Origin of the sequence: Enterobacter sp. T1-1 (genome assembly GCF_000710795.1) — a bacterium.
Taxonomy (GTDB): domain Bacteria; phylum Pseudomonadota; class Gammaproteobacteria; order Enterobacterales; family Enterobacteriaceae; genus Enterobacter; species Enterobacter cloacae.
The window spans coordinates 1-21,623 of the sequence record NZ_JALW01000029.1 but is presented as its reverse complement, the minus strand read 5'-3'; the positions used below and the strand labels follow the sequence as shown (position 1 = coordinate 21,623).

Below are 21,623 nucleotides of genomic sequence, written 5' to 3'. Positions count from 1 at the left end.
GCCCGGGCGCAGTTGCGCACCGCAGAAGGCGTACAGCGCCCCCCCCATCCCCCCTGCCGCACCGCCGCCCGCCAGGTTGAGCACATCCATATCAAGATCCCGGGCAATGATCCGCGCATAGTGCGCAAGCGCGTTGTCCAAAGTGATGATCATCTCGGGTGTGGCCCCCTTTTGCGGGCCAAAAACCGCTGATGCGCCCAGCTTACCGGTAAGCGGATTCGTCACATCGCAGGCCACTTCTATGCGGCACTCGGCCAGACGCTTGTCCAGCCCGCTCAGGTCGATACGGGCAAGTTTGCCCAGCTCGCCTCCGCCCTGCCCCAGCGGCTGTTCACGGTCGTCCAGCAGCCTGGCCCCCAGCGCCTGCACCATTCCTGCACCGCCATCATTGGTGGCGCTGCCCCCGATGCCGATGATGATATGCTTAACGCCCGCATCCAGCGCGTGACGGATAAGTTCACCCGTGCCCCAGGAGGTCGTTTTCAGAGGATCGCGCTGCGAAGGTGCAACCAGCTCAAGACCACTGGCCGCCGCCATTTCGATAAAGGCGCTCTTCTCGTCGCCGGATATCCCGTAAAACCCTTCCACGCGATGGCCCAGAGGGCCGGTCACCGGAACATGCACAATGCGTCCCTGCGTTGCCGCGATCATCGCTTCGACGGTGCCTTCACCGCCGTCCGCGACCGGCAGTTTGACGTAAACCGCCTCAGGAAAGATCTCGCGAAAACCCTGCTCTATCGCTGTCGCAACCTTAAGCGCACTCAAACTTTCCTTATACGAGTCCGGTGCGATAACAATTTTCATAAGCCATCCTTACGCATAGTCGTTACGTTAAGCATACACCACGTAAAGAACCGCCAATGGGAGCGGTCCCAATGCATTTATCGTACCATGCACGGACGTTTATTGTCGAATGTCCACTCTGGGATCAGATACTGCATCGCCATCGCGTCATCGCGCGCACCCAGCCCATGTTTCTGGTACAGCTCGTGGGCTTTCATCACCTGATCCATATCCAGCTCCACGCCCAGACCCGGTGTGGACGGGACCTGCACCATCCCCCCTTTGATTTCAAACGGCGCTTTCGTCAGACGCTGATTGCCTTCCTGCCAGATCCAGTGGGTGTCGATCGCGGTGATCGTGCCCGGCGCGGCAGCGGCCACGTGGGTGAACATCGCCAGCGAGATATCAAAGTGGTTATTGGAGTGCGAGCCCCAGGTCAGACCGAACTCATGGCACATCTGCGCCACGCGTACCGAGCCCTGCATCGTCCAGAAATGCGGGTCAGCCAGCGGAATATCGACAGACTGCAGGGACAAGGTGTGACCCATCTGACGCCAGTCGGTGGCGATCATGTTGGTCGCGGTAGGTAAACCCGTGGCGCGGCGGAACTCCGCCATCACTTCACGGCCAGAGAAACCTTGTTCTGCCCCGCACGGATCCTCCGCGTAGGCCAGCACGCCTTTCAGCTGCTTGCCGATGGCGATCGCTTCATCAAGCGACCAGGCCCCGTTCGGATCCAGCGTGACGCGCGCCTGCGGGAATCGTTTAGCCAGGGCTGAGATAGCTTCGGCCTCTTCTTCTCCGGCCAGCACGCCGCCCTTCAGTTTGAAATCATTAAAACCATATTTTTCGTACGCGGCCTCCGCCAGGCGCACCACCGCATCCGGCGTCATCGCTTCATCGTGGCGGAGTCGGTACCAGTCACATTGCTCGTCCGGCTGGCTCTGGTATGGCAACGGCGTCAGGTTGCGGTCGCCAACAAAGAACAGATAGCCCAGCATCTCCACTTCGCTGCGTTGCTGCCCCTCACCCAGCAGGGAAGCAACGTTAACCCCCAGGTGTTGACCTAACAGATCCAGCATGGCGGCTTCGATGCCGGTCACCACGTGGATGGTGGTGCGCAGATCAAACGTTTGCAGCCCACGGCCACCCGCATCGCGATCGGCAAAGGTATTCCGCACGGTATTTAAGACGTTTTTATATTCGCCCAGCGTTTTTCCCACCACCAGCGGGATGGCGTCTTCAAGCGTTTTGCGGATCTTCTCACCGCCCGGGATTTCCCCCACGCCGGTATGCCCGGCGTTATCTTTAATAATGACAATATTGCGGGTGAAAAACGGCGCATGTGCGCCGCTCAGGTTCATCAGCATGCTGTCATGGCCGGCAACCGGAATGATCTGCATGGAAGTAACAACAGGGGTGGTAAAAGTGCTCATGGTGCAATCCTTTTATCAGTGACGTCCAAAAACAGGGCGCTTACGGTCAAATGTCCAGCCAGGGATCAGGTACTGCATCGGCCCGGCGTCATTACGCGCGCCGCCCGGCAGTTTTTTATACGCTTCATGCGCCTTGTGGACCTGATCCCAGTCAAGCTCCACGCCCAATCCAGGCGCATCCGGTACGGCGATGGTGCCGTTTTTAATTTCCAGCGGATTTTTCGTCAGGCGGGCCTCACCCTCCTGCCAAATCCAGTGTGTGTCGATAGCGGTTGGGTGACCCGGTGCCGCCGCGCCAACGTGGGTAAACATCGCCAGCGAAATATCGAAATGGTTATTGGAGTGACAACCCCAGGTGAGCCCCCAGTCATCACACAGCTGCGCCACACGCACGGCGCCTGAAAGCGTCCAGAAGTGCGGGTCTGCCAGCGGAATATCGACCGCATTCAGCATGACCGCATGGCCCATTTCACGCCAGTTGGTGGCGATCATGTTCGTAGCGACCGGTAGCCCGGTGGCACGTCGGAATTCCGCCATCACCTCGCGACCCGAGAAGCCTTGTTCAGCCCCAACCGGATCTTCCGCGTAGGTCAGGACATCGCCCAGCCCTTTGCACAGGGCGATAGCCTCATCCAGCAGCCAGGCTCCGTTAGGGTCAACGGTAATGCGGGCATCCGGAAAACGTTTCTTGAGCGCACGCGCGGTTTCAATCTCCTGCTCGCCGGGTAATACCCCGCCTTTGAGTTTGAAGTCTTTAAAACCGTAGCGGTCCTGTGCCGCCTCGGCCAGCCGAACCACCGCGTCACTGGAGAGCGCCTCCTGGTGACGGAGGTGATACCACTCATGGTGGCCCGGCGAGTGCGCCAGATAAGGCAGATCGGTTTTTTGCCGATCGCCAACATAAAACAGATAGCCAAGTACCGTCACCGCGTCACGCTGTTTGCCCGGCCCCAGCAGTTCACAGACCGGAACGTTCAGCGCCTTACCGAGCAAATCGAGCAGGGCGGCCTCCAGCGCGGCGACGGCATTGACGCGCAGCTCAAACGTCCAGGCACCTTTACCGAAGGTGTCAAAGTCCGCCGACTGGTTGCCTTTGTGAACACGCTGGACCACTTTATTCAGACGGGCGACCTCCTGGCCGACCACCTGCGGAATGGCGTCTGACAGCGTCTGGAAAATCACCTCACCGCCCGGCGCTTCCCCAACGCCGGTGTTCCCTGCGCTGTCGGTCAGCACCACGATATTGCGGGTAAACCAGGCGTTATGCGCGCCGCCAATATTAAGCAGCATGCTGTCCTGGCCGGCCACCGGGATGACCTTCATGTCGGTAATAACCGGGCTCGATTGTGTTGTCATCAGCCACGCTCCGCTACAGGTTTGAGTTCAATGCGTTTGATATCACCCACCAGCACCAGATAGCTCAGGACCGCCACCAGGGCGTGCACACCCACATAAATCAGCGCACCGTTGAATGAGCCCGTGGTCCCGACGATGTAGCCAATGGCAATCGGGGTGACAATCCCGGAGATGTTGCCAAACATGTTAAACAGACCGCCGCTCAGGCCGCTGATCTCTTTTGGCGCGGTATCCGCCATCACTGCCCAGCCCAGCGCACCAATCCCTTTCCCGAAGAAAGCCATCGCCATAAAGCCGATGATCATCCACTCCGCGCTGACGTAGTTACAGAACACCATGGTCATTGAAAGCAACATGCCGAGCACAATTGGCGTTTTACGGGCGATGTTCAGCGAACCGGTACGACGCATCAGCCAGTCGGAAATCACCCCACCCAGTACGCCCCCCACAAAGCCGCAGATAGCCGGTACGGAGGCGACAAAGCCTGCTTTCAGAATCGACATACCGCGTGCCTGCACCAGATACACCGGGAACCAGGTGATAAAGAAGTAGGTTAAGGCGTTAATGCAATACTGCCCCAGGTAGATGCCAATCATCATGCGCGAACCGACAAGCTGCTTGATCTGCGCCCATTTCTGGCTCAACGGGACTTTTGCTTTTTGGCTTTTCTGATCCATGTTGATCAGCGCCCCGCCTTCCGCAATGTACTCCAGCTCTTTCTTGTTCACGCCCGGATGTTGGTTCGGCTCGTGGATCACTTTCAGCCAGATAAAGCTGATGACAATCCCCAATCCGCCCATGAAGAAGAAGACGTGTGACCAGCCCACTTCATGCGTCAGCCAGCCCATGATTGGCGCAAAGATCACCGTCGCGAAATACTGGGCAGAGTTAAAAATCGCCACCGCCGTTCCCCTCTCCTGCGCCGGGAACCAGGCGGCCACGATGCGGCTATTACCCGGGAAGGATGGCGCTTCTGCTAACCCCACCAGGAAGCGGAGAGTAAAGAGCGCGACGATAATACCGAAGCCGCTGAAGATATCGACGAAGCCCTGCAACAGGGTAAACATCGACCAGATAAAGATGGACCAGAAGTAGACGCGCTTGGATCCAAAACGATCGAGCAGCCAGCCACCCGGGATCTGACCAATAACATAGGCCCATGAAAATGCGGAGAAAACATACCCCATGCCAACCGGATCAAGCCCAATGTCTTTTGCCATTTCAGAGCCGGCAATCGACAGCGTGGCGCGGTCACCATAGTTAAAGGACGTGACGATAAACAGCATCACCACTATCCAGTAGCGAGCGTTAGTGCGCTTCTCCGCACTGCTCGCCGCGTGGCTTAATGTACTCATTGTTGCACTCCTGAAACATAGCTTTCGCCTGGTTCACTCTGTACAGCACCGGTAGGGTAATCAGAATGAGATTTGTGTTTGTCGTTTTGGTACGGCCTGAAGCCGTTTTATTGTGACCGGGAAAGTATATGAAGGAGTGACACGTTCTCTCACCGTGCAAAAACACAACATTAAGGGGCATGAGAAAGGTTGTTTGTGGCAAAAGCCTAAAAGAATGGAAGATGGTTCACGGAATTGGCGTTTGGTGCGGAAGTTATCGCCGGGTGGCGGCAACGCCTGACCCGGCCTGGATAACCCGCAGGCCCGCGCAAGCGAAGCGCCGCCGGGCAGGATGTTATTTAAGCAGTGTGGCCCAGTTCTCAACCCACGGGTTTGATTCGCTTTCGGGTTCCGGGTGTTCTCCGGCGTCAATCAGCAGCATGTCGCCCACGCGCTGGGCGCTCTGTTCCTGCAGGAGTGCGTCGAACTGCTTGCCGCCGCCGCAGAAATTGGCGTAAGAGCTGTCGCCCAGGGCGATGATGCCGTAGTGAACGTCCGGCTGGTAGCCAATATCTTTAATGCCCTGGAAAAGCGGCACGATGCTGTCCGGCAGATCGCCCTGCCCGGTGGTGGAGGTGACCACCAGAATGTATTTATCTTTATACTTTTCCCAGTCTGCCAGCTCCGGATCTTCATAAACCGTGGCTTTATGACCCTGGCTTGTGAGTATCGCTTCCGCCTCTTCCGCAACCAGCAGCGAGTTGCCGTACATTGTGCCGACAAAAATGCCTACTTCAGCCATGATATGTTCCCTTAATTATTGCGCTTGCCGTTCATCCTGAACGTTGCCCGGTACAAACTCAACCCTTTCATTTTTGGGGAGTTGCCCCAGCCAGCCAAACTGTGACAGCGCCTGCATCCAGACATCATCCAGCCCCGCATGGATCGTCAGAGGTTTGCCGGTAAACGGATGCGTCAGGCTCAGTTCGCTTGCGTGCAGCATCAGACGATCGCAACCAAAATGTTCAGCCGCACTGCGGTTCTGGCGCAGATCGCCATGCTTGCTGTCGCCGATAATCGGATGTCGCAAATGCTTCAGGTGTCGGCGGAGCTGGTGTTTACGCCCCGTTTTGGGCAAAAGCTCAACCAGGCTGTAGCGAGTGGTGGGAAATTTGCTGGTTGCCACCGGCATTTCAGTCGTCGCCATACCGCGATACTCGGTTACCGCAGGTTGCGGACCTTTGTCATTACGGGCAAATTTATCGGCGATTTTGTCCAGCTCTTCCACCAGAGGATAGTCAAGCGTGGCGGCTTCTGTCAGCCAGCCACGCACGATCGCGTGGTAGCGTTTCTGGATCTGATGCTGCTCAAACTGCTGCGCCAGCAGACGACCCGCTTCGCTGGACAATCCCATCAGCAGTACACCGGAGGTGGGTCTGTCCAGGCGATGGGCGGTAAACACATGCTGACCAATCTGGTCGCGCACGGTCTGCATCACGACCACCTTCTCGTCACGATCCAGCCAGCTGCGGTGCACCAGCCATCCCGACGGTTTGTTCACTGCCACCAGCCACTCATCCTGATAGAGGATCTCAAGCGTCATGCGTCATCACCAGCAAACAGCGCATCCAGCTTTTCCAGCTCAGCCAGCATGACAGCACGCGCCGGGTGGGTGGCCTCCAGCGCCATTTCATAGTAAGGCGAGACCGCAAACGCCTGCGGCAGCGGATGACCACCCTCCAGCAGCGCATGCATACGGGGAATTAACACCCACTGGAGCCACTCAAACGGTGCCAGCGTATCCAGGCAGAACGGCTGGGTGCTTGCGAACGCCTCTGGCTGCGGCGCGGTCTCCTGCCACAGCTGATGTTGGCGCAAAAGAGCTTCGATGGCGTGCAACCGGGCACGAACGCTATCGTGTTGCGTCATAGTAACCTCAACTGAAAAAATGAACGGCGCGCAGCATAGCATTGCAGGCAGCAGAAATAAAAAAAGGGAGCACTGTAAAAACAGTGCTCCCGGTTCGTTTCGCAGCATTCCAGCTACAATTTATGCTCCCTGCTCTTCCGTGACAACTTTTCCTGAAGCCCGAAGGCCTGTTCATCCGTAAACTGTTTGCATCCCGCACACATCGTCCTGATGTGTCTGTTTCATCCTGAAACGTCCTGGCCATCCTGACCCACCGATCATCCTGAGCGGCTCTCGTTCTCCTTCCTGGAGGTGTCCCTTACGCGTCCTGCGTTATCCTTTGCTTCATCCTGAAGCCTTCCTGCAGCGCCATCCTGACGTGTCCTGTGTGAGAAGCGCCATCATCCTGATGTTCGTTTCTCGTGTCGGCGTCCTGTCGACAGAGATAGAATCCGCTATTCCGCTTCGTCTTACAACCCACCCTGTAAGCGTTGTCAGCCTCCGAAAAGCGGGTTTGCTGCATCAGAATTTTATTAATCCTTTGATAATTATCATAATATTTTTCTTAATTACGTAAGGTAATACTGATCGTTGCGGCGATCTCTCACAAACCGTGTAAGAGATCTCTCACACGCGCTGTAGCATGATGGATTACAGAAGCGGCTCAAGTCGGGTAAGGAAATCCGCAAGTGAGGGGGCGAGGGTCTCGCGATTGCGGGTGCCGATTGTCTCTTTGATCACTTCACCAGACAGGTTGCAGACGGAAATAACATCCAGTTCACTGTCCAGCGTGGCAATAAAGAGTGTCGGAGAAAGCTTAAGGCGTTTTTGCGTGACCAGATGACCAATCAGGTTTTCCTGAACACGCTGCAGATCGTCTTCGCTCCAGGTCTGCAACAGCGTCAGCGTTATCTCACCAAAGCGGGCAGGCATATCCCCTGCAAACTGCGTGGTGTAGAACGCGTGAACCGCTGGTTGTACCACAATGTCCATTGCCCGTTCAACCGCATTTACATGCTCCTCGACAGACCAGGGCTGCGGCTGCCAGATAACGTAGTCGTCCACCGAAGAGATAATGCAGGGCGAAGGCACACCATAGAGATCAGCACTTTGCGGCCAAGTGCCCCGGGTGTCATGCCATGCGTCACAGTAACGGGTCGTGAAGGTCTTAAGGGCATTTGCAGTTTCGATATCCACCGATTTCTCTCTTCTGGTAAGACAGGATAAACTCAGCCCTAAGTGTACCTGTAAAGTGACTATGAAACATGTCTTACGAAAATCATCAGGCGTTAAGTGGCTTAACGCTGGGTAAATCGACCGATTACCGCGACACCTACGATGCCAGCCTGCTGCAGGGCGTTCCGCGCAGCCTTAACCGCGATCCTTTAGGGCTGCGTGCAGACGCGCTGCCGTTTGTCGGCGGTGATATCTGGACGCTGTATGAGCTCTCCTGGCTGAATGCTCGCGGTCTGCCGCAGGTGGCGGTAGGCCAGGTTGAGCTGGATCATGCCAGCCTTAACCTGGTGGAATCCAAAAGCTTCAAGCTGTATCTCAACAGTTTTAATCAGACCAAATTCACCAGCCTGGAAGAGGTTCAGCACACGCTGGAGCGTGATTTACGCGCCTGTGCCCAGGGCAACGTGACCGTTGCGCTGTATCGCCTGAATGAACTGGAAGGGCAACCTGTCGCCCATTTTAACGGCACCTGCATTGACGATCAGGATATCGAGGTGGATAACTACGAGTTCAGCGCCGGGTACCTGGAAAATGCGGCAAGCGGGAAGATCGTGGAAGAGACGCTGGTCAGCCATCTGCTGAAGTCCAACTGCCTGATCACCCACCAGCCGGACTGGGGTTCTGTGCAAATCCAGTATCGCGGCCCCAAAATTGACCGGGAAAAGCTGCTGCGCTATCTGGTGTCGTTCCGCCATCACAACGAATTCCACGAGCAGTGCGTGGAGCGCATCTTCAGCGATATTCAGCGCTTCTGCCAGCCAGAAACGCTGAGCGTGTACGCGCGCTACACCCGTCGTGGCGGGCTGGACATTAACCCGTGGCGCACCAATACCGATTTTGTACCTGCAACGGGCCGACTGGTGCGTCAGTAATATAAATATTTTCACAATATGCGCGGGTAATGCAGCGCTTTAGGTTGTGAAACGTCACGCGGCAGGGCTATTGTAATCAGCAGGGAATGACGATAATCGTCCCATAAGGAGCTCACTTGATTACACATATTAGCCCGCTTGGCTCAATGGATATGTTGTCGCAGCTGGAAGTGGACATGCTTAAACGCACGGCCAGCAGCGATCTTTATCAACTGTTTCGTAACTGTTCACTTGCCGTACTGAACTCCGGAAGCCTGACAGACAACAGTAAAGAACTGTTATCCCGCTTCGAAAGCTTTGATATCAACGTGCTGCGCCGCGAGCGCGGCGTAAAACTTGAAGTGATCAACCCGCCGGAAGAGGCCTTCGTCGACGGGCGGATTATTCGTTCCCTGCAGGCCAACCTGTTTGCCGTGCTGCGTGACATCCTGTTTGTTAACGGGCAGATCCACAACGCGGGCCGCTTCCAGCATCTTGACCTGGAAAGCTCGGTTCATATCACCAACCTGGTGTTTTCTATTCTGCGTAACGCCCGTGCCCTGCACGTTGGCGAAGCACCGAATATGGTCGTCTGCTGGGGCGGTCACTCCATTAACGAAACCGAATACCTGTACGCCCGTCGGGTGGGTACCCAGCTCGGTCTGCGTGAGCTGAATATCTGCACCGGCTGTGGCCCAGGCGCGATGGAAGCGCCAATGAAAGGTGCCGCCGTGGGTCATGCCCAGCAGCGTTATAAAGAGGGGCGCTTTATCGGCATGACCGAGCCGTCGATCATCGCCGCTGAGCCACCTAACCCGCTGGTCAACGAGCTGATTATCATGCCGGATATCGAAAAGCGCCTGGAAGCGTTTGTCCGTATCGCTCACGGCATCATCATCTTCCCGGGCGGCGTGGGTACGGCAGAGGAGCTGCTCTATCTGCTGGGGATCCTGATGAACCCGGCCAACAAAGATCAGGTTCTGCCGCTGATCCTGACCGGGCCGAAAGAGAGTGCCGACTACTTCCGCGTGCTGGACGAGTTTATCGTGCATACGCTGGGTGAAGCCGCGCGTCGTCACTATCGCATTATCATTGACGATGCGGCAGAAGTGGCGCGTCAGATGAAAAAAGCGATGCCGCTGGTGAAAGAGAACCGTCGTGATACCGGTGATGCCTACAGCTTTAACTGGTCAATCCGTATTGCGCCGGATCTGCAGATCCCGTTCGAGCCTTCGCATGAGAATATGGCGAACCTGAAACTCTATCCTGACCAGCCGGTAGAAGTGCTGGCCGCCGACCTGCGACGCGCCTTCTCGGGCATTGTGGCGGGTAACGTGAAAGAGGTGGGGATCCGCGCCATCGAGCAGTTTGGCCCGTATAAGATCCACGGTGACCCGGAGATGATGCGCCGCATGGACGACATGCTGCAGGGCTTTGTCGCCCAACACCGTATGAAGCTGCCGGGCTCGGCTTATATTCCTTGCTACGAAATCTGCACATAAGGCGTTAATCGTTCTTCTGAGGGCCGGGGCGCGTTCTGTCGTTACCCGGCCTTTTTTTCGCATCAATTCATAGTTATCGCTTATAGAATTTATAAACTGCACGCCAACGCAAACGATTACCTGGATTTTAAAACCATAAATTATCAGCTTTAAAGCAAATTACTCATCAGAAAATCCTAAAACCTACCATCTTTACAGCGCAAGACACCTATCTTCGGGGGCGCTCTTTCCGGACATATGTTGTTAATGATAGCCTTCGCGCCCGTAAATTCTCTTTGATGTTTTTTTAACAGAGAAATGGTCTAAATATACCCACATCATGAGTGGATTATTGCATTTGGGATCGCGATCACTGATACATTCATAAGTAGAATGTATCTTTCCGCCCGCCAATAGTTACGGGTGAAAATTATTAAAAAACCGTCACTGAACGAATTTCATATTACCGTCAGGCATTTTTTCATCGGATTTGACTACAAACCTGACAATTTGCTTCCTCCAGGAGATACAGATGGAAACCACTCAAACCAGCACCGTTGCTTCGATTGAATCCCGAAGTGGTTGGCGCAAAACGGATACCATGTGGATGCTTGGCCTTTACGGCACAGCAATCGGCGCTGGTGTACTGTTCCTTCCTATCAACGCAGGCGTCGGCGGTCTGATCCCGCTGATCATTATGGCCATCATCGCGTTCCCGATGACCTTCTTCGCACACCGCGGTCTGACCCGCTTCGTGCTGTCCGGTAAAAACCCGGGCGAAGACATCACTGAAGTGGTTGAAGAGCATTTCGGCGTTGGCGCAGGGAAACTGATTACCCTGCTCTACTTCTTCGCCATTTACCCGATTCTGCTGGTTTACAGCGTGGCGATCACCAACACCGTTGAAAGCTTCATGACGCACCAGCTGCAGATGACGCCGCCACCGCGTGCCATTCTGTCCCTGATCCTGATCGTCGGTATGATGACCATTGTGCGCTTCGGCGAGCAGATGATCGTTAAAGCGATGAGCGTCCTGGTGTTCCCGTTTGTTGCCGCACTGATGGTGCTGGCCTGTTACCTGATCCCACAGTGGAACGGTGCGGCGCTGGAAACCCTCTCCCTGAGCAGCGCATCTGCAACCGGTAACGGCCTGATGATGACCCTGTGGCTGGCGATTCCGGTAATGGTCTTCTCCTTCAACCATTCCCCGATCATCTCTTCCTTCGCTGTGGCGAAGCGTGAAGAGTACGGCGCAGGCGCAGAGAAGAAGTGCTCCAGCATCCTGGCTCGTGCACACATCATGATGGTGCTGACCGTAATGTTCTTCGTCTTCAGCTGCGTACTGAGCCTCTCCCCGGCTGACCTGGCAGCAGCGAAAGAGCAGAACATCTCCATTCTGTCTTACCTGGCGAACCACTTTAACGCACCGATTATTGCGTGGATGGCACCGATCATCGCCATTATCGCCATCACCAAATCCTTCCTCGGCCACTACCTGGGCGCACGTGAAGGTTTTAACGGTATGGTGATCAAATCTCTGCGCGGTAAAGGCAAGAGCATTGAAATCAGCAAGCTGAACAAAATCACTGCACTGTTCATGCTGCTTACCACCTGGGCCGTTGCTACGCTGAACCCAAGCATCCTGGGCATGATTGAAACCCTGGGCGGTCCGGTTATCGCGATGATTCTGTTCCTGATGCCGATGTACGCAATTCAGAAAGTCCCTGCTATGCGTAAGTACAGCGGTCATGTGAGCAACATCTTTGTGGTTATCATGGGGCTTATCGCTATCTCTGCGATCTTCTACTCCCTGTACACCATGTTCTGATTATCACCCGCGCCGTCCCCGGACGGCGCACTCCTTCCTCTCTGACTGAAAGCAATGGACGCATCATGATTAGCGTATTCGATATCTTCAAAATCGGTATTGGTCCTTCCAGCTCTCACACTGTCGGACCAATGAAAGCCGGTAAGCAGTTCACGGATGACTTGATTGCACGCGGCATCTTGCACGACATCACCCGCGTGGTTGTCGATGTGTACGGCTCGCTTTCCCTGACCGGGAAAGGCCACCATACCGATATCGCCATTATCATGGGCCTGGCGGGAAACCTGCCGGATACCGTTGATATTGATGCGATCCCTGGCTTTATCCAGGACGTAAACACCCACGGTCGCCTGCTGCTGGCAAACGGCGAACATGAAGTGGAATTCCCGGTTGACCATTGCATGAATTTCCATGCGGACAACCTGTCGCTGCACGAAAACGGCATGCGCATTACCGCGCTGGCCGGCGACACCGCGGTTTACAGCCAGACCTATTACTCTATCGGCGGCGGGTTTATCGTCGACGAAGACCACTTTGGTCAAACCAGCACCTCTTCTGTCGACGTGCCGTATCCGTACAAAACTGCGGCCGATCTCCAGCGTCACTGTCAGGAGACGGGGCTTTCCCTCTCCGGTCTGATGATGAAAAACGAGCTGGCCCTGCACAGCAAAGCGGAGCTGGAACAGCACTTTGCTAACGTCTGGGAGGTGATGCGCGGCGGGATTGAACGCGGGATCACCACCGAAGGCGTTCTGCCCGGTAAGCTTCGCGTACCGCGTCGTGCGGCCGCGCTGCGCCGTATGCTGGTGAGCACCGACAAAACGACCACCGACCCAATGGCCGTCGTAGACTGGATCAACATGTTCGCCCTGGCGGTGAACGAAGAGAACGCCGCAGGGGGCCGCGTGGTCACGGCGCCAACCAACGGTGCCTGCGGTATCGTTCCGGCCGTGCTGGCCTACTACGACAAGTTTATCCGTGAAGTGAATGCCAACTCGCTGGCGCGCTACCTGCTGGCCGCCAGTGCGATTGGTTCTCTGTATAAGATGAACGCCTCCATTTCCGGCGCGGAAGTGGGCTGTCAGGGTGAAGTGGGCGTGGCCTGTTCCATGGCCGCTGCGGGTCTGGCAGAGCTGTTAGGCGCAAGCCCGGCGCAGGTTTGCATCGCCGCCGAAATCGGCATGGAGCATAACCTGGGGCTGACCTGTGACCCGGTTGCCGGACAGGTTCAGGTGCCGTGTATCGAACGTAACGCGATCGCCTCCGTGAAGGCAGTGAACGCCGCACGAATGGCGCTGCGCCGCACCAGCGAGCCACGCGTCTGCCTCGATAAGGTTATCGAAACCATGTACGAAACCGGTAAAGATATGAACGCCAAATACCGTGAAACCTCTCGCGGTGGTCTGGCAATGAAGATCGTGACCTGCGATTAAGCTTCTCAGGAAGCCTCGTTTTGCGAGGCTTCTTCCTGTTTTCCCCGCCGCGCATAGTTTCATACCGCTGACAGTGTTACCCTTCCTTCATGAGATAGAAGGGAGATTATCTGTGGCTGTTCATTTGCTTATCGTCGACGCGCTCAACCTGATTCGCCGGATCCATGCAGTGCAAGGCACGCCCTGTAAGGACACCTGTTTGCACGCGCTGGAGCAACTTATTCGCCACAGCGAACCGACGCATGTCGTGGCTGTATTTGATGACGAGGCGCGTAATTCCGGCTGGCGACATCAGCGTTTGCCAGACTATAAAGCCGGACGGGCCCCCATGCCGGACGATTTGCATGCAGAAATGCCGATGATTCGCTCGGCATTCGAAAAGCGCGGCGTGCCCTGCTGGGGCGCACAGGGCAATGAAGCGGACGATCTCGCGGCGACGCTTGCGGTCAAAGTGGCCAGCGCCGGGCATCAGGCAACCATTGTGTCGACGGATAAAGGCTACTGCCAGCTGCTCTCACCCACTATCCGCATTCGTGATTACTTCCAGAAACGCTGGCTCGACGCCCCGTTTATTGCCAGTGAATTTGGCGTCTCGCCTGAGCAACTTCCTGACTACTGGGGGCTGGCGGGGATCAGCAGCTCCAGGGTGCCGGGCGTTGCCGGTATTGGGCCTAAAAGCGCCGCACAGCTGCTGACGGATTTTCAGAACCTGGAAGGGATCTACGCCCGGCTCAATGAAGTTCCGGAAAAATGGCGTAAGAAGCTGGAGGCCCATAAAGAAATGGCCTTTATCTGCCGGGATGTGGCGACGTTACAGACGGATTTACAGCTGGACGGGAATTTGCAGCAGTTGAGATTAGAGCGTTAAGCGTCCCCTCTCCCCGTTGAGGAGAGGGTTAGGGTGAGGGGCCTATCGCTCGTCGCGACGCCCGCCCACGGCCGCCCACCAGCGACGAATATGCACCGTCACCTCTTCGCGATCGTGATACAGCTGACGCGCCTGGATCTCCACGTTAATGCCGTGTTCATCCAGTTGCTGCTGAATATAGGCCAGGTTCTGAGAGACCTCCTCATAGCGCTTTTTCATTGGCAGCTTGAGGTTAAAAATCGTCTCACGACACCAGCCGTTCACCAGCCAGGAGGCCATCAGTGCCGCCACTTTCGCTGGTTTTTCCACCATATCGCACACCATCCAGGAGATGTTATTGCGGGTTGGACGATAGCGGAAACCGTCTTCACGCAGCCACGTGACCTGCCCGGTGTCCATCAGGCTTTGCGCCATCGGGCCGTTATCAACAGACGACACCCACATGTTGCGTTTCACCAGCTGATAGGTCCAGCCACCTGGGCACGCGCCGAGATCGACCGCGTACATGCCGTTGGCCAGACGCTCATCCCACTCATCCGCCGGAATAAAGACGTGAAACGCCTCTTCCAGCTTCAGGGTTGAACGGCTCGGCGCATCAGCCGGGAACTTCAGGCGTGGGATCCCCATAAAGAACGGAGAGTTGTTGTTGGTATAAGAGTAACCGGCGTAGCAGCAGCCCGGGGCAATAAAGAAGATATGCACGACCGGACGTTTTGGCGTTTCGTAGTTTGTCAGCACGCCGGCATCACGCAGCGCCGCGCGCAGCGGTACGGTGAACTTACGGCAGAACTTCATCAGCTCTTTGCTTTCGTTGGTGTCGGCCACTTCAACGCGCAAATCGCCCCCCTTCTCGACCACGCCCTGCAGCATGCCCACAATCGGGGTGATGCGATCTTCTGGCGGGAGATCTTTCAGCAACTCACCCGCGACAAACATCTGGCGCGCAAAGATCAGTGAACTGAACGGCAGCTCGCGTGCCAGCTTATCCGCATCGTCAGGCTGGTAGCATTCGAACACCACATAGCCCGCATTATCCTTAACGCGCGCAAAACCGAACACTTCTCGCTTCGCCGCTTTATCCGTAATTTCCGCGGCGCACTCTTTCTCAAACCCCGGGCGACAATATAAAACAACCTTATTCATGAACAACGCCCTTGCGTTTCAGACGGATAGCTCCGATAAACATTAATACCCACCCTGCCAGGAAGCTAACGCCGCCGACAGGTGTAACAAACGCCCACAGGCGCAAATGCGAGAGCGCAAGGCAGTAAAGGCTGCCGCTGAACAGCACCGTACCCAGCGCCAGGAAAACGCTGCTCCAGTAAAACCAGATGCTGATGCGGCGCTGCATCGCTACCGCCAGCCCAAAAATAGCCAGCGTATGGAACGCCTGGTATTCAAGGCCGGTCTGGATCCAGCCCATCTCCACCACACCCAAAGACTTGCTTAAGACATGTGCGCCAAACGCGCCCAGTGCAACAAAAATAAAGCCACTCACCGCGGCAAAAATCAGCATGAATCGGCTGGTCATGTTTCAGTCCTAAAGTAATGCGTGCCCGGCACACAAAAGTTATTGTTCATACCTGAAGCGGAATTTTTCTTGCTCGCTCGCCGCTTTCGCCAGTATCCACTGCCGGAAAGCGGCTATTTTACCCAGTTCTGCCTGACTGTCATGACAAACCAGATAAAACGCATTCTTGCTGACCAGTACATCATTAAAAGGGCAAACCAGACGGCCGGCCTCAATTTCGGACTGCGCCATGACGTTGTTCGCCAACGCAATGCCCTGTCCGTGAATGGCAGCCTGTAGCACCATCGCACTGTGGCTAAAGATGGGGCCTTGCTGCACGTTTATATGATTAAGACCTAATTGACGGGTATAAGTTTGCCAGTCGCGGCGAGAAGCATCGTGTAACAGCGTATGTTGTGCCAGATCGGCGGGCGTTTTTAACGCTTTATCGCCCGTCAAAAGCAGCGGTGAACAGACTGGCAGCAGATATTCTGCGTATAATTTCTCGACACGCAAGCCCGGCCAGTTACCACGCCCATAAAAAATGGCAACGTCCACATCGTCCGCCAGTTTGTCTTCCTGACGATCCACCGCCTGGATCCTGACATCAATTCCCGGATAAGCTGAGTTAAAGCTTGAGAGTCTGGGCACCAGCCACTGAATGGCAAAACTGGGCAATAAACTGACCGTCAGTGCGCCTTTTGCACTCCTGGCCTGCAGCTTGCGCGTGGCTTCCGTGAGCTGGGAAAAAATCTCTTTAATATCCTGAAAATAGCTCTGCCCCTCTTCCGTCAGCAACAGCGAACGGTTGCGTCGGCGAAACAGCTTGAGGCCCAGAAAATCCTCCAGGGACTTGATTTGGTGACTTACTGCGGCCTGTGTCACAAAAAGCTCATCTGCTGCGCGGGTGAAGCTTAGATGACGTGCTGCTGCATCAAAAACACGTAATGCATTTAGGGGTGGCAATCGCTTGGACATGGTTATCTGGCTTAGATGTTAACGAGATTTAACAAACAGGAAACAACATTTAACCTATTAGTTTTTTTTATCTGAGCCATTATAATTTGTCCGTTGAGGAACTACCAGCAAATACCTATAGTGGCGGCACTTCCTGAGCCGGAACGAGAAGCTTTTTTTGGAATGCGTGTTCTGAAGAGCTTTTGGCTTACGGTTGTGATGTTGTGTTGTTGTGTTTGCAATTGGTCTGCGATTCAGACCACGGTAGCAACGCTACCAATTTTTCACTTCCTGTACATTTACCCTGTCTGTCCATAGTGATTAATGTAGCACCGCCAATTTGCGGTGCTTTTTTTTGCTTAGCGATCTGTTAATGCTCGATCTCTTTCATCTCTTTCACGTCCGTGCGGTTGATCTGCTGCTTGTTCCCGTTAGCATCTTTGTATGAAATCATCCCGGTATCGTTATCGGTTGTCGGTTTCCCTTCCGAAACAATGGAACGACCATCGTTAGTGTGCATGACGTAGTTGTTACCAGAACAGGCGCTCAGGGCAAAAGTAAACGCACAGGCAGAAATGATTGCAGCTGTCTTATTCATGATTCTTCTCCTTTAGCAATTAATGCTATTCAAACCTCGATTTATAACAGGCTAAAACATCCGCCTAACACTATTTAGCATAACCTGCTTTTTCAGGGGCGTTGGGATAAGCAGACAATTCTGATAGATATCAACCTCCTTGCCCTGCCGCTGAAATTGCGCGACGATCTTAGTAATGCAATGAGGAATTCCATGAACGCTTTCAGCCCTGCGCAGTTTCGCGCACAGTTTCCGGCGCTGGCCGATGCCGGTATTTATCTCGATAGCGCTGCCACAGCCTTAAAGCCGCAGGCGGTTATTGAGGCAACGCAGCAGTTTTATAGCCTGAGCGCAGGCAATGTGCATCGTAGCCAGTTTGCCGAGGCCCAGCGCTTAACCGCACGCTACGAAGCCGCACGCGATCAGGTTGCTCGTCTGCTCAATGCCGAAAGCGGGAAAAATATCGTCTGGACGCGGGGTACCACCGAAGCCATAAACATGGTGGCCCAGTGTTATGCCCGCCCACTGCTTAAGCCCGGAGACGAGATCATCGTCAGTGAAGCGGAACATCACGCCAACCTGGTCCCATGGCTGATGGTGGCAGAGCAAACAGGGGCACGGGTGGTGAAGCTCCCGCTGGGGACAGATTGCCTGCCGGACATAGCACAGTTACCGGAGCTGATTACACCGCGCAGCCGCATTCTGGCGCTTGGACAGATGTCCAACGTCACCGGTGGCTGCCCGGATTTGGCGCAGGCTATCCGCATCGCGCATGCCAACGGCATTATAGTGATGGTTGACGGCGCGCAGGGCGTGGTCCATTTCCCGGCCGATGTGCAAAAACTGGATATCGATTTTTATGCCTTCTCAGGGCATAAGCTCTACGGACCAACCGGTATCGGGGCGCTGTACGGTAAGCCTGAGCTGCTGGCACAAATGACGCCGTGGCTCGGTGGCGGCAAGATGATCGCGGAAGTCTCTTTCGATGGCTTTAAAACCCAGGACGTCCCTTACCGGCTGGAAGCGGGTACGCCAAACGTGGCGGGCGTCATTGGCCTGAGCGCTGCGCTCGAATGGCTCGCCGAAACGGACATTGTCCAGGCGGAGAGCTGGAGCCGGGGTCTGGCGACGCTGGCTGAAGAGGAGCTTAAAAAACGCCCTGGCTTCCGTTCGTTCCGCGTGCAGGATTCAAGCCTGTTAGCCTTTGATTTTGCGGGCGTACACCATAGCGACATGGTGACCCTGCTGGCAGGATATGGCATTGCGCTGCGTGCCGGGCAGCACTGTGCCCAGCCGCTGCTGGCAGCGCTTGGCGTGAGTGGTACACTGCGCGCCTCGTTTGCACCTTACAATACCCAAAGCGATGTCGACGCGCTGATTTCCGCGGTTGACCGCGCCCTTGAACTCCTGGTGGATTAATGACTAGCTCAGCTTTAGCCGGACATCCGTTTGGCACAGTGATCACCGAAGAAACGTTAAAACAGATCTTCGCGCCGCTCACACAATGGGAAGATAAATATCGTCAACTGATCCTGCTGGGTAAGCAGCTTCCGGCCCTTTCTGACGATCTCAAAGCGCAGGCAAAAGAGATCGCGGGCTGTGAAAACCGCGTCTGGCTTGGGTTCAGCGTATCCGGTGAGAAACTGCATTTCTTTGGCGACAGCGAAGGACGTATCGTTCGCGGTCTGCTGGCGGTGCTGTTAACCGCCATCGAAGGGAAAAGCGCGGCGACGCTACTGGCGCACTCGCCGCTGGCTCTGTTCGATGAGTTAGGGCTGCGCGCGCAGCTGAGCGCCTCACGCGGTCAGGGCCTGGTCGCCCTTAGTGAAGCGGTGCAGGACGCCGCCCGTCAGGCTCAGGCCTGACGTTCCGCCTTCGCCATCATCTTTTTCAGTGCGTGAGACACCGCCACAAAGCCAAAAGAGGCGGTCACCATAGTGGCCGCGCCAAATCCTGAGGCGCAATCCATCCTTTTTGGCCCTTCCGCCGTGCTTTTCATTGCACACACCGAGCCGTCCGCCTGCGGATACACCAGCGCTTCGGTCGAGAAAACACAGTCGACGCCCAGCTTGCCCTTGCTGTTTTTCACCACGTTAAAATCGCTTTTCAGACGTTCACGCAGCTTGGCCGCCAGCGGATCCTGAATGGTTTTGGCCAGATCGGCCACCTGGATCTGTGTGGGATCAATTTGTCCGCCTGCGCCACCGGTGGTCACCAGTGGCACCTTGTAACGACGACAGTACGCAATAAGCGCCGCTTTTGGACGCACGCTATCGATCGCGTCAATTACGTAGCTGTAGCCTTTACTCATATAGTCTGCGACATTATCCGCCGTCACAAAATCATCGATCACCGTGACCCGACATTCCGGGTTGATCAGGCGGATACGCTCTGCCATGACCTCAGATTTTGCCAGGCCGACGTTGTCACGCAGGGCATGGATTTGACGGTTGGTGTTGGTGACGCACACGTCATCCATATCAATCAGCGTGATTGCGCCAATACCGGTTCTCGCCAGCGCTTCTGCCGCCCACGAGCCCACACCACCAATGCCCACGACGCAGACATGCGCATCCGCAAACAGCTGCAGGGCTTTTTCACCATAGAGACGTGCCGTACCGCCAAAACGCTGGCGCCAGGCGTCGCTGATTACCACAGACATAAAACCTCAGATGTAAAAAGGGTGAGGTTTTTCCTCACCCTGAACAGTAATCCGTATTCCGCTCAGAATACCACAATCAGCCGCTGAATACGTTTCCGGTGCCAGGCGCTGTCTTCAGCACCCATACGCGGCCATAGTGGTTATACCAGCCCGCCCGATGACCGGCATCCGGACCAATTCCCTGATAAATATCGAAGTGCTGGCCTTTAATCGCGCCACCAACGTCCAGTGCCACCATCAGACGTAGCTCGTACTGGCCGTTAAATTTACCGTTATTATCCAGCAGCGGCACTTCTGCCAGCAGCGTGGTGCCCGCAGGAATGATGGAACGATCCGATGCTACCGACGCACGGCCAATCAGCGGCACGGCGCTCGCCCCTTTCACCGGCGCAAAGTTTTGCGGTTTGAAGAAGACGAACGACGGGTTCTGCTCCAGCAGCTCGCGTACCTCAGCTTCACTGTGTTTTTCGCCCCACTCGCGGATCGCCTGCATCGACATATCTTCTTTTTTCACTTCGCCACGGTCGATCAGCACTTTACCAATGCTGCGATAGGCATGGCCGTTTTTACCGGCGTAGCTAAAGAAGTTCAGCGGAGAACCGTCACCAAAATCGATGTAGCCGCTGCCCTGAACGTCCATGATGAAGTTATCCATCAGGGAGTTACTGTAAGCCAGGACGTAGTTTTCGCTAAGCGCACCGGCGTAGATCTCCGCACGGGACGGCAGGCGACCACGTTTTGGCGGCATACGATAAATAGGATACTGGAATTCGCCCTGACGCGTATGTCGCGCCTGGATAACCGGGGTGTAATAGCCGGTAAACTGCACGTTGCCGTAGTTGTCCGCCCCTTCCATCTGCCAGGCGTCGATACCAAACTGACGCATATTGCGCGTATCACCGCCCGCGCGCAGCCAGTCCTGCACCGCGTTATAGACGCTACTCTGGGCGCCATACAGGCGCGGCGACGCATTGCGGATCTGGTAAACCTGCTCGGAGAAATCACCGGCGTTGATCGGTGCGCCGACAGCATCCGGCTGGTTAACTAAAGAGAAAGGCTGGGATAACTTCCCGTCTTTATACTGTTGACCGCGATCGGTCGGTTTAGAAGAACAGGCCGCAAGAATGGCTACCATTGCGCCCGTGATCAGATACTTTGCCCAACGTCCTTTCATTATATCTCGTCTTTAAGTTGCCCATTTCCGCGTGATGAAGATAACAAACCCACTGTTCTAATGAAACGGAATCACATGCCCTTTGGCAAATTCTGAGCAAAAAATAGTCCAAAGGTTTCAATGTCGTTCAATTTACATACAAAATTAATGAATTATGTGAAAAAGGGGTTGCATCACAAACCTAACCGAGTATAGTGCGCTTCCACGGACGCGGGGTGGAGCAGCCTGG

General features: G+C 55.4%; 21 protein-coding genes. 7 read left to right on the top strand and 14 right to left on the bottom strand.

Features of this window, described 5'->3' with window-relative positions; translation table 11 throughout:
• The 8 genes from AK59_RS0111890 to syd form a co-directional block, all read right to left on the bottom strand.
• The coding region (locus AK59_RS0111890; RefSeq protein WP_029882848.1) for a glycerate kinase at positions 1-804 on the bottom strand (804 nt) is incomplete at its 3' end.
• Positions 805-881: 77 nt separating this feature from the next.
• Positions 882-2,219 carry a glucarate dehydratase gene (gene gudD / locus AK59_RS0111885; protein ID WP_029882847.1) on the bottom strand — a complete coding sequence of 446 codons (1,338 nt, stop codon included), beginning with the start codon at positions 2,217-2,219 and terminating at the stop codon, positions 882-884.
• 15 nt (positions 2,220-2,234) lie between these two features.
• The gene (locus AK59_RS0111880; RefSeq protein WP_020689314.1) at positions 2,235-3,575 is read right to left on the bottom strand and encodes an enolase C-terminal domain-like protein; all 1,341 of its coding nucleotides are present in this window, start codon (positions 3,573-3,575) and stop codon (positions 2,235-2,237) included.
• A complete protein-coding gene (gudP, locus tag AK59_RS0111875; protein ID WP_013098524.1) occupies positions 3,575-4,930 on the bottom strand; it encodes a galactarate/glucarate/glycerate transporter GudP in 1,356 nt (451 codons plus the stop codon). The genes AK59_RS0111880 and gudP overlap by 1 nt, the downstream gene beginning before the upstream one ends.
• Before the next feature lie 334 nt (positions 4,931-5,264).
• The gene (locus tag AK59_RS0111870; RefSeq protein WP_013098525.1) at positions 5,265-5,711 is read right to left on the bottom strand and encodes a flavodoxin; all 447 of its coding nucleotides are present in this window, start codon (positions 5,709-5,711) and stop codon (positions 5,265-5,267) included.
• 15 nt (positions 5,712-5,726) lie between these two features.
• Positions 5,727-6,512, bottom strand: a complete 786-nt coding sequence (truC, locus tag AK59_RS0111865) for a tRNA pseudouridine(65) synthase TruC (RefSeq protein WP_029882846.1) — start codon at positions 6,510-6,512, stop codon at positions 5,727-5,729.
• Positions 6,509-6,838: a YqcC family protein gene (locus AK59_RS0111860; protein ID WP_013098527.1), complete on the bottom strand. Its 330-nt coding sequence runs from the start codon at positions 6,836-6,838 to the stop codon at positions 6,509-6,511. The genes truC and AK59_RS0111860 overlap by 4 nt, the downstream gene beginning before the upstream one ends.
• A gap of 630 nt (positions 6,839-7,468) precedes the next feature.
• The gene (gene syd / locus AK59_RS0111850) at positions 7,469-8,014 is read right to left on the bottom strand and encodes a SecY-interacting protein (RefSeq protein ID WP_029882845.1); all 546 of its coding nucleotides are present in this window, start codon (positions 8,012-8,014) and stop codon (positions 7,469-7,471) included.
• A 68-nt stretch (positions 8,015-8,082) separates the two neighbouring features.
• Here syd and queF point away from each other — a divergent pair, with 68 nt between their 5' ends.
• From queF to xni, 5 genes are all read left to right on the top strand, one after another.
• Positions 8,083-8,925, top strand: a complete 843-nt coding sequence (gene queF, locus AK59_RS0111845) for an NADPH-dependent 7-cyano-7-deazaguanine reductase QueF (protein ID WP_013098529.1) — start codon at positions 8,083-8,085, stop codon at positions 8,923-8,925.
• Positions 8,926-9,041: 116 nt separating this feature from the next.
• Positions 9,042-10,406, top strand: coding sequence for a nucleotide 5'-monophosphate nucleosidase PpnN (gene ppnN / locus AK59_RS0111840; protein WP_013098530.1), 1,365 nt, complete (start codon positions 9,042-9,044; stop codon positions 10,404-10,406).
• A gap of 511 nt (positions 10,407-10,917) precedes the next feature.
• Positions 10,918-12,213 carry an HAAAP family serine/threonine permease gene (locus AK59_RS0111835; RefSeq protein ID WP_013098531.1) on the top strand — a complete coding sequence of 432 codons (1,296 nt, stop codon included), beginning with the start codon at positions 10,918-10,920 and terminating at the stop codon, positions 12,211-12,213.
• A 65-nt stretch (positions 12,214-12,278) separates the two neighbouring features.
• The gene (locus AK59_RS0111830) at positions 12,279-13,646 is read left to right on the top strand and encodes an L-serine ammonia-lyase (RefSeq protein ID WP_029882844.1); all 1,368 of its coding nucleotides are present in this window, start codon (positions 12,279-12,281) and stop codon (positions 13,644-13,646) included.
• Between the two features lie 112 nt (positions 13,647-13,758).
• Positions 13,759-14,514 carry a flap endonuclease Xni gene (xni, locus tag AK59_RS0111825; protein ID WP_029882843.1) on the top strand — a complete coding sequence of 252 codons (756 nt, stop codon included), beginning with the start codon at positions 13,759-13,761 and terminating at the stop codon, positions 14,512-14,514.
• A gap of 42 nt (positions 14,515-14,556) precedes the next feature.
• Here xni and rlmM read toward each other — a convergent pair whose 3' ends face one another.
• The 4 genes from rlmM to AK59_RS0111805 form a co-directional block, all read right to left on the bottom strand.
• Positions 14,557-15,657 carry a 23S rRNA (cytidine(2498)-2'-O)-methyltransferase RlmM gene (gene rlmM, locus AK59_RS0111820; RefSeq protein ID WP_013098534.1) on the bottom strand — a complete coding sequence of 367 codons (1,101 nt, stop codon included), beginning with the start codon at positions 15,655-15,657 and terminating at the stop codon, positions 14,557-14,559.
• Positions 15,650-16,045, bottom strand: coding sequence for a DUF423 domain-containing protein (locus tag AK59_RS0111815; RefSeq protein ID WP_003862756.1), 396 nt, complete (start codon positions 16,043-16,045; stop codon positions 15,650-15,652). Before AK59_RS0111815 ends, rlmM begins: the two co-directional genes overlap by 8 nt.
• 39 nt (positions 16,046-16,084) lie before the next feature.
• Positions 16,085-17,002: a glycine cleavage system transcriptional regulator GcvA gene (gene gcvA / locus AK59_RS0111810; RefSeq protein WP_023622031.1), complete on the bottom strand. Its 918-nt coding sequence runs from the start codon at positions 17,000-17,002 to the stop codon at positions 16,085-16,087.
• A 349-nt stretch (positions 17,003-17,351) separates the two neighbouring features.
• Positions 17,352-17,579 carry a YgdI/YgdR family lipoprotein gene (locus AK59_RS0111805; protein WP_008499648.1) on the bottom strand — a complete coding sequence of 76 codons (228 nt, stop codon included), beginning with the start codon at positions 17,577-17,579 and terminating at the stop codon, positions 17,352-17,354.
• 192 nt (positions 17,580-17,771) lie between these two features.
• On the opposite strand from AK59_RS0111805, the gene csdA reads away from it, so the two are divergent.
• Positions 17,772-18,977: a cysteine desulfurase CsdA gene (gene csdA / locus AK59_RS0111800; protein ID WP_029882842.1), complete on the top strand. Its 1,206-nt coding sequence runs from the start codon at positions 17,772-17,774 to the stop codon at positions 18,975-18,977.
• Positions 18,977-19,423: a cysteine desulfurase sulfur acceptor subunit CsdE gene (gene csdE, locus AK59_RS0111795; protein WP_029882841.1), complete on the top strand. Its 447-nt coding sequence runs from the start codon at positions 18,977-18,979 to the stop codon at positions 19,421-19,423. Before csdA ends, csdE begins: the two co-directional genes overlap by 1 nt.
• Here csdE and tcdA read toward each other — a convergent pair.
• Both tcdA and mltA read right to left on the bottom strand, forming a co-directional pair.
• Positions 19,414-20,220, bottom strand: a complete 807-nt coding sequence (tcdA, locus tag AK59_RS0111790; protein ID WP_014833111.1) for a tRNA cyclic N6-threonylcarbamoyladenosine(37) synthase TcdA — start codon at positions 20,218-20,220, stop codon at positions 19,414-19,416. The two genes, csdE and tcdA, sit on opposite strands and share 10 nt — an antisense overlap.
• Before the next feature lie 76 nt (positions 20,221-20,296).
• Positions 20,297-21,394: a murein transglycosylase A gene (mltA, locus tag AK59_RS0111785; protein ID WP_020689328.1), complete on the bottom strand. Its 1,098-nt coding sequence runs from the start codon at positions 21,392-21,394 to the stop codon at positions 20,297-20,299.
• Between the last annotated feature and the right edge of the window lie 229 nt (positions 21,395-21,623).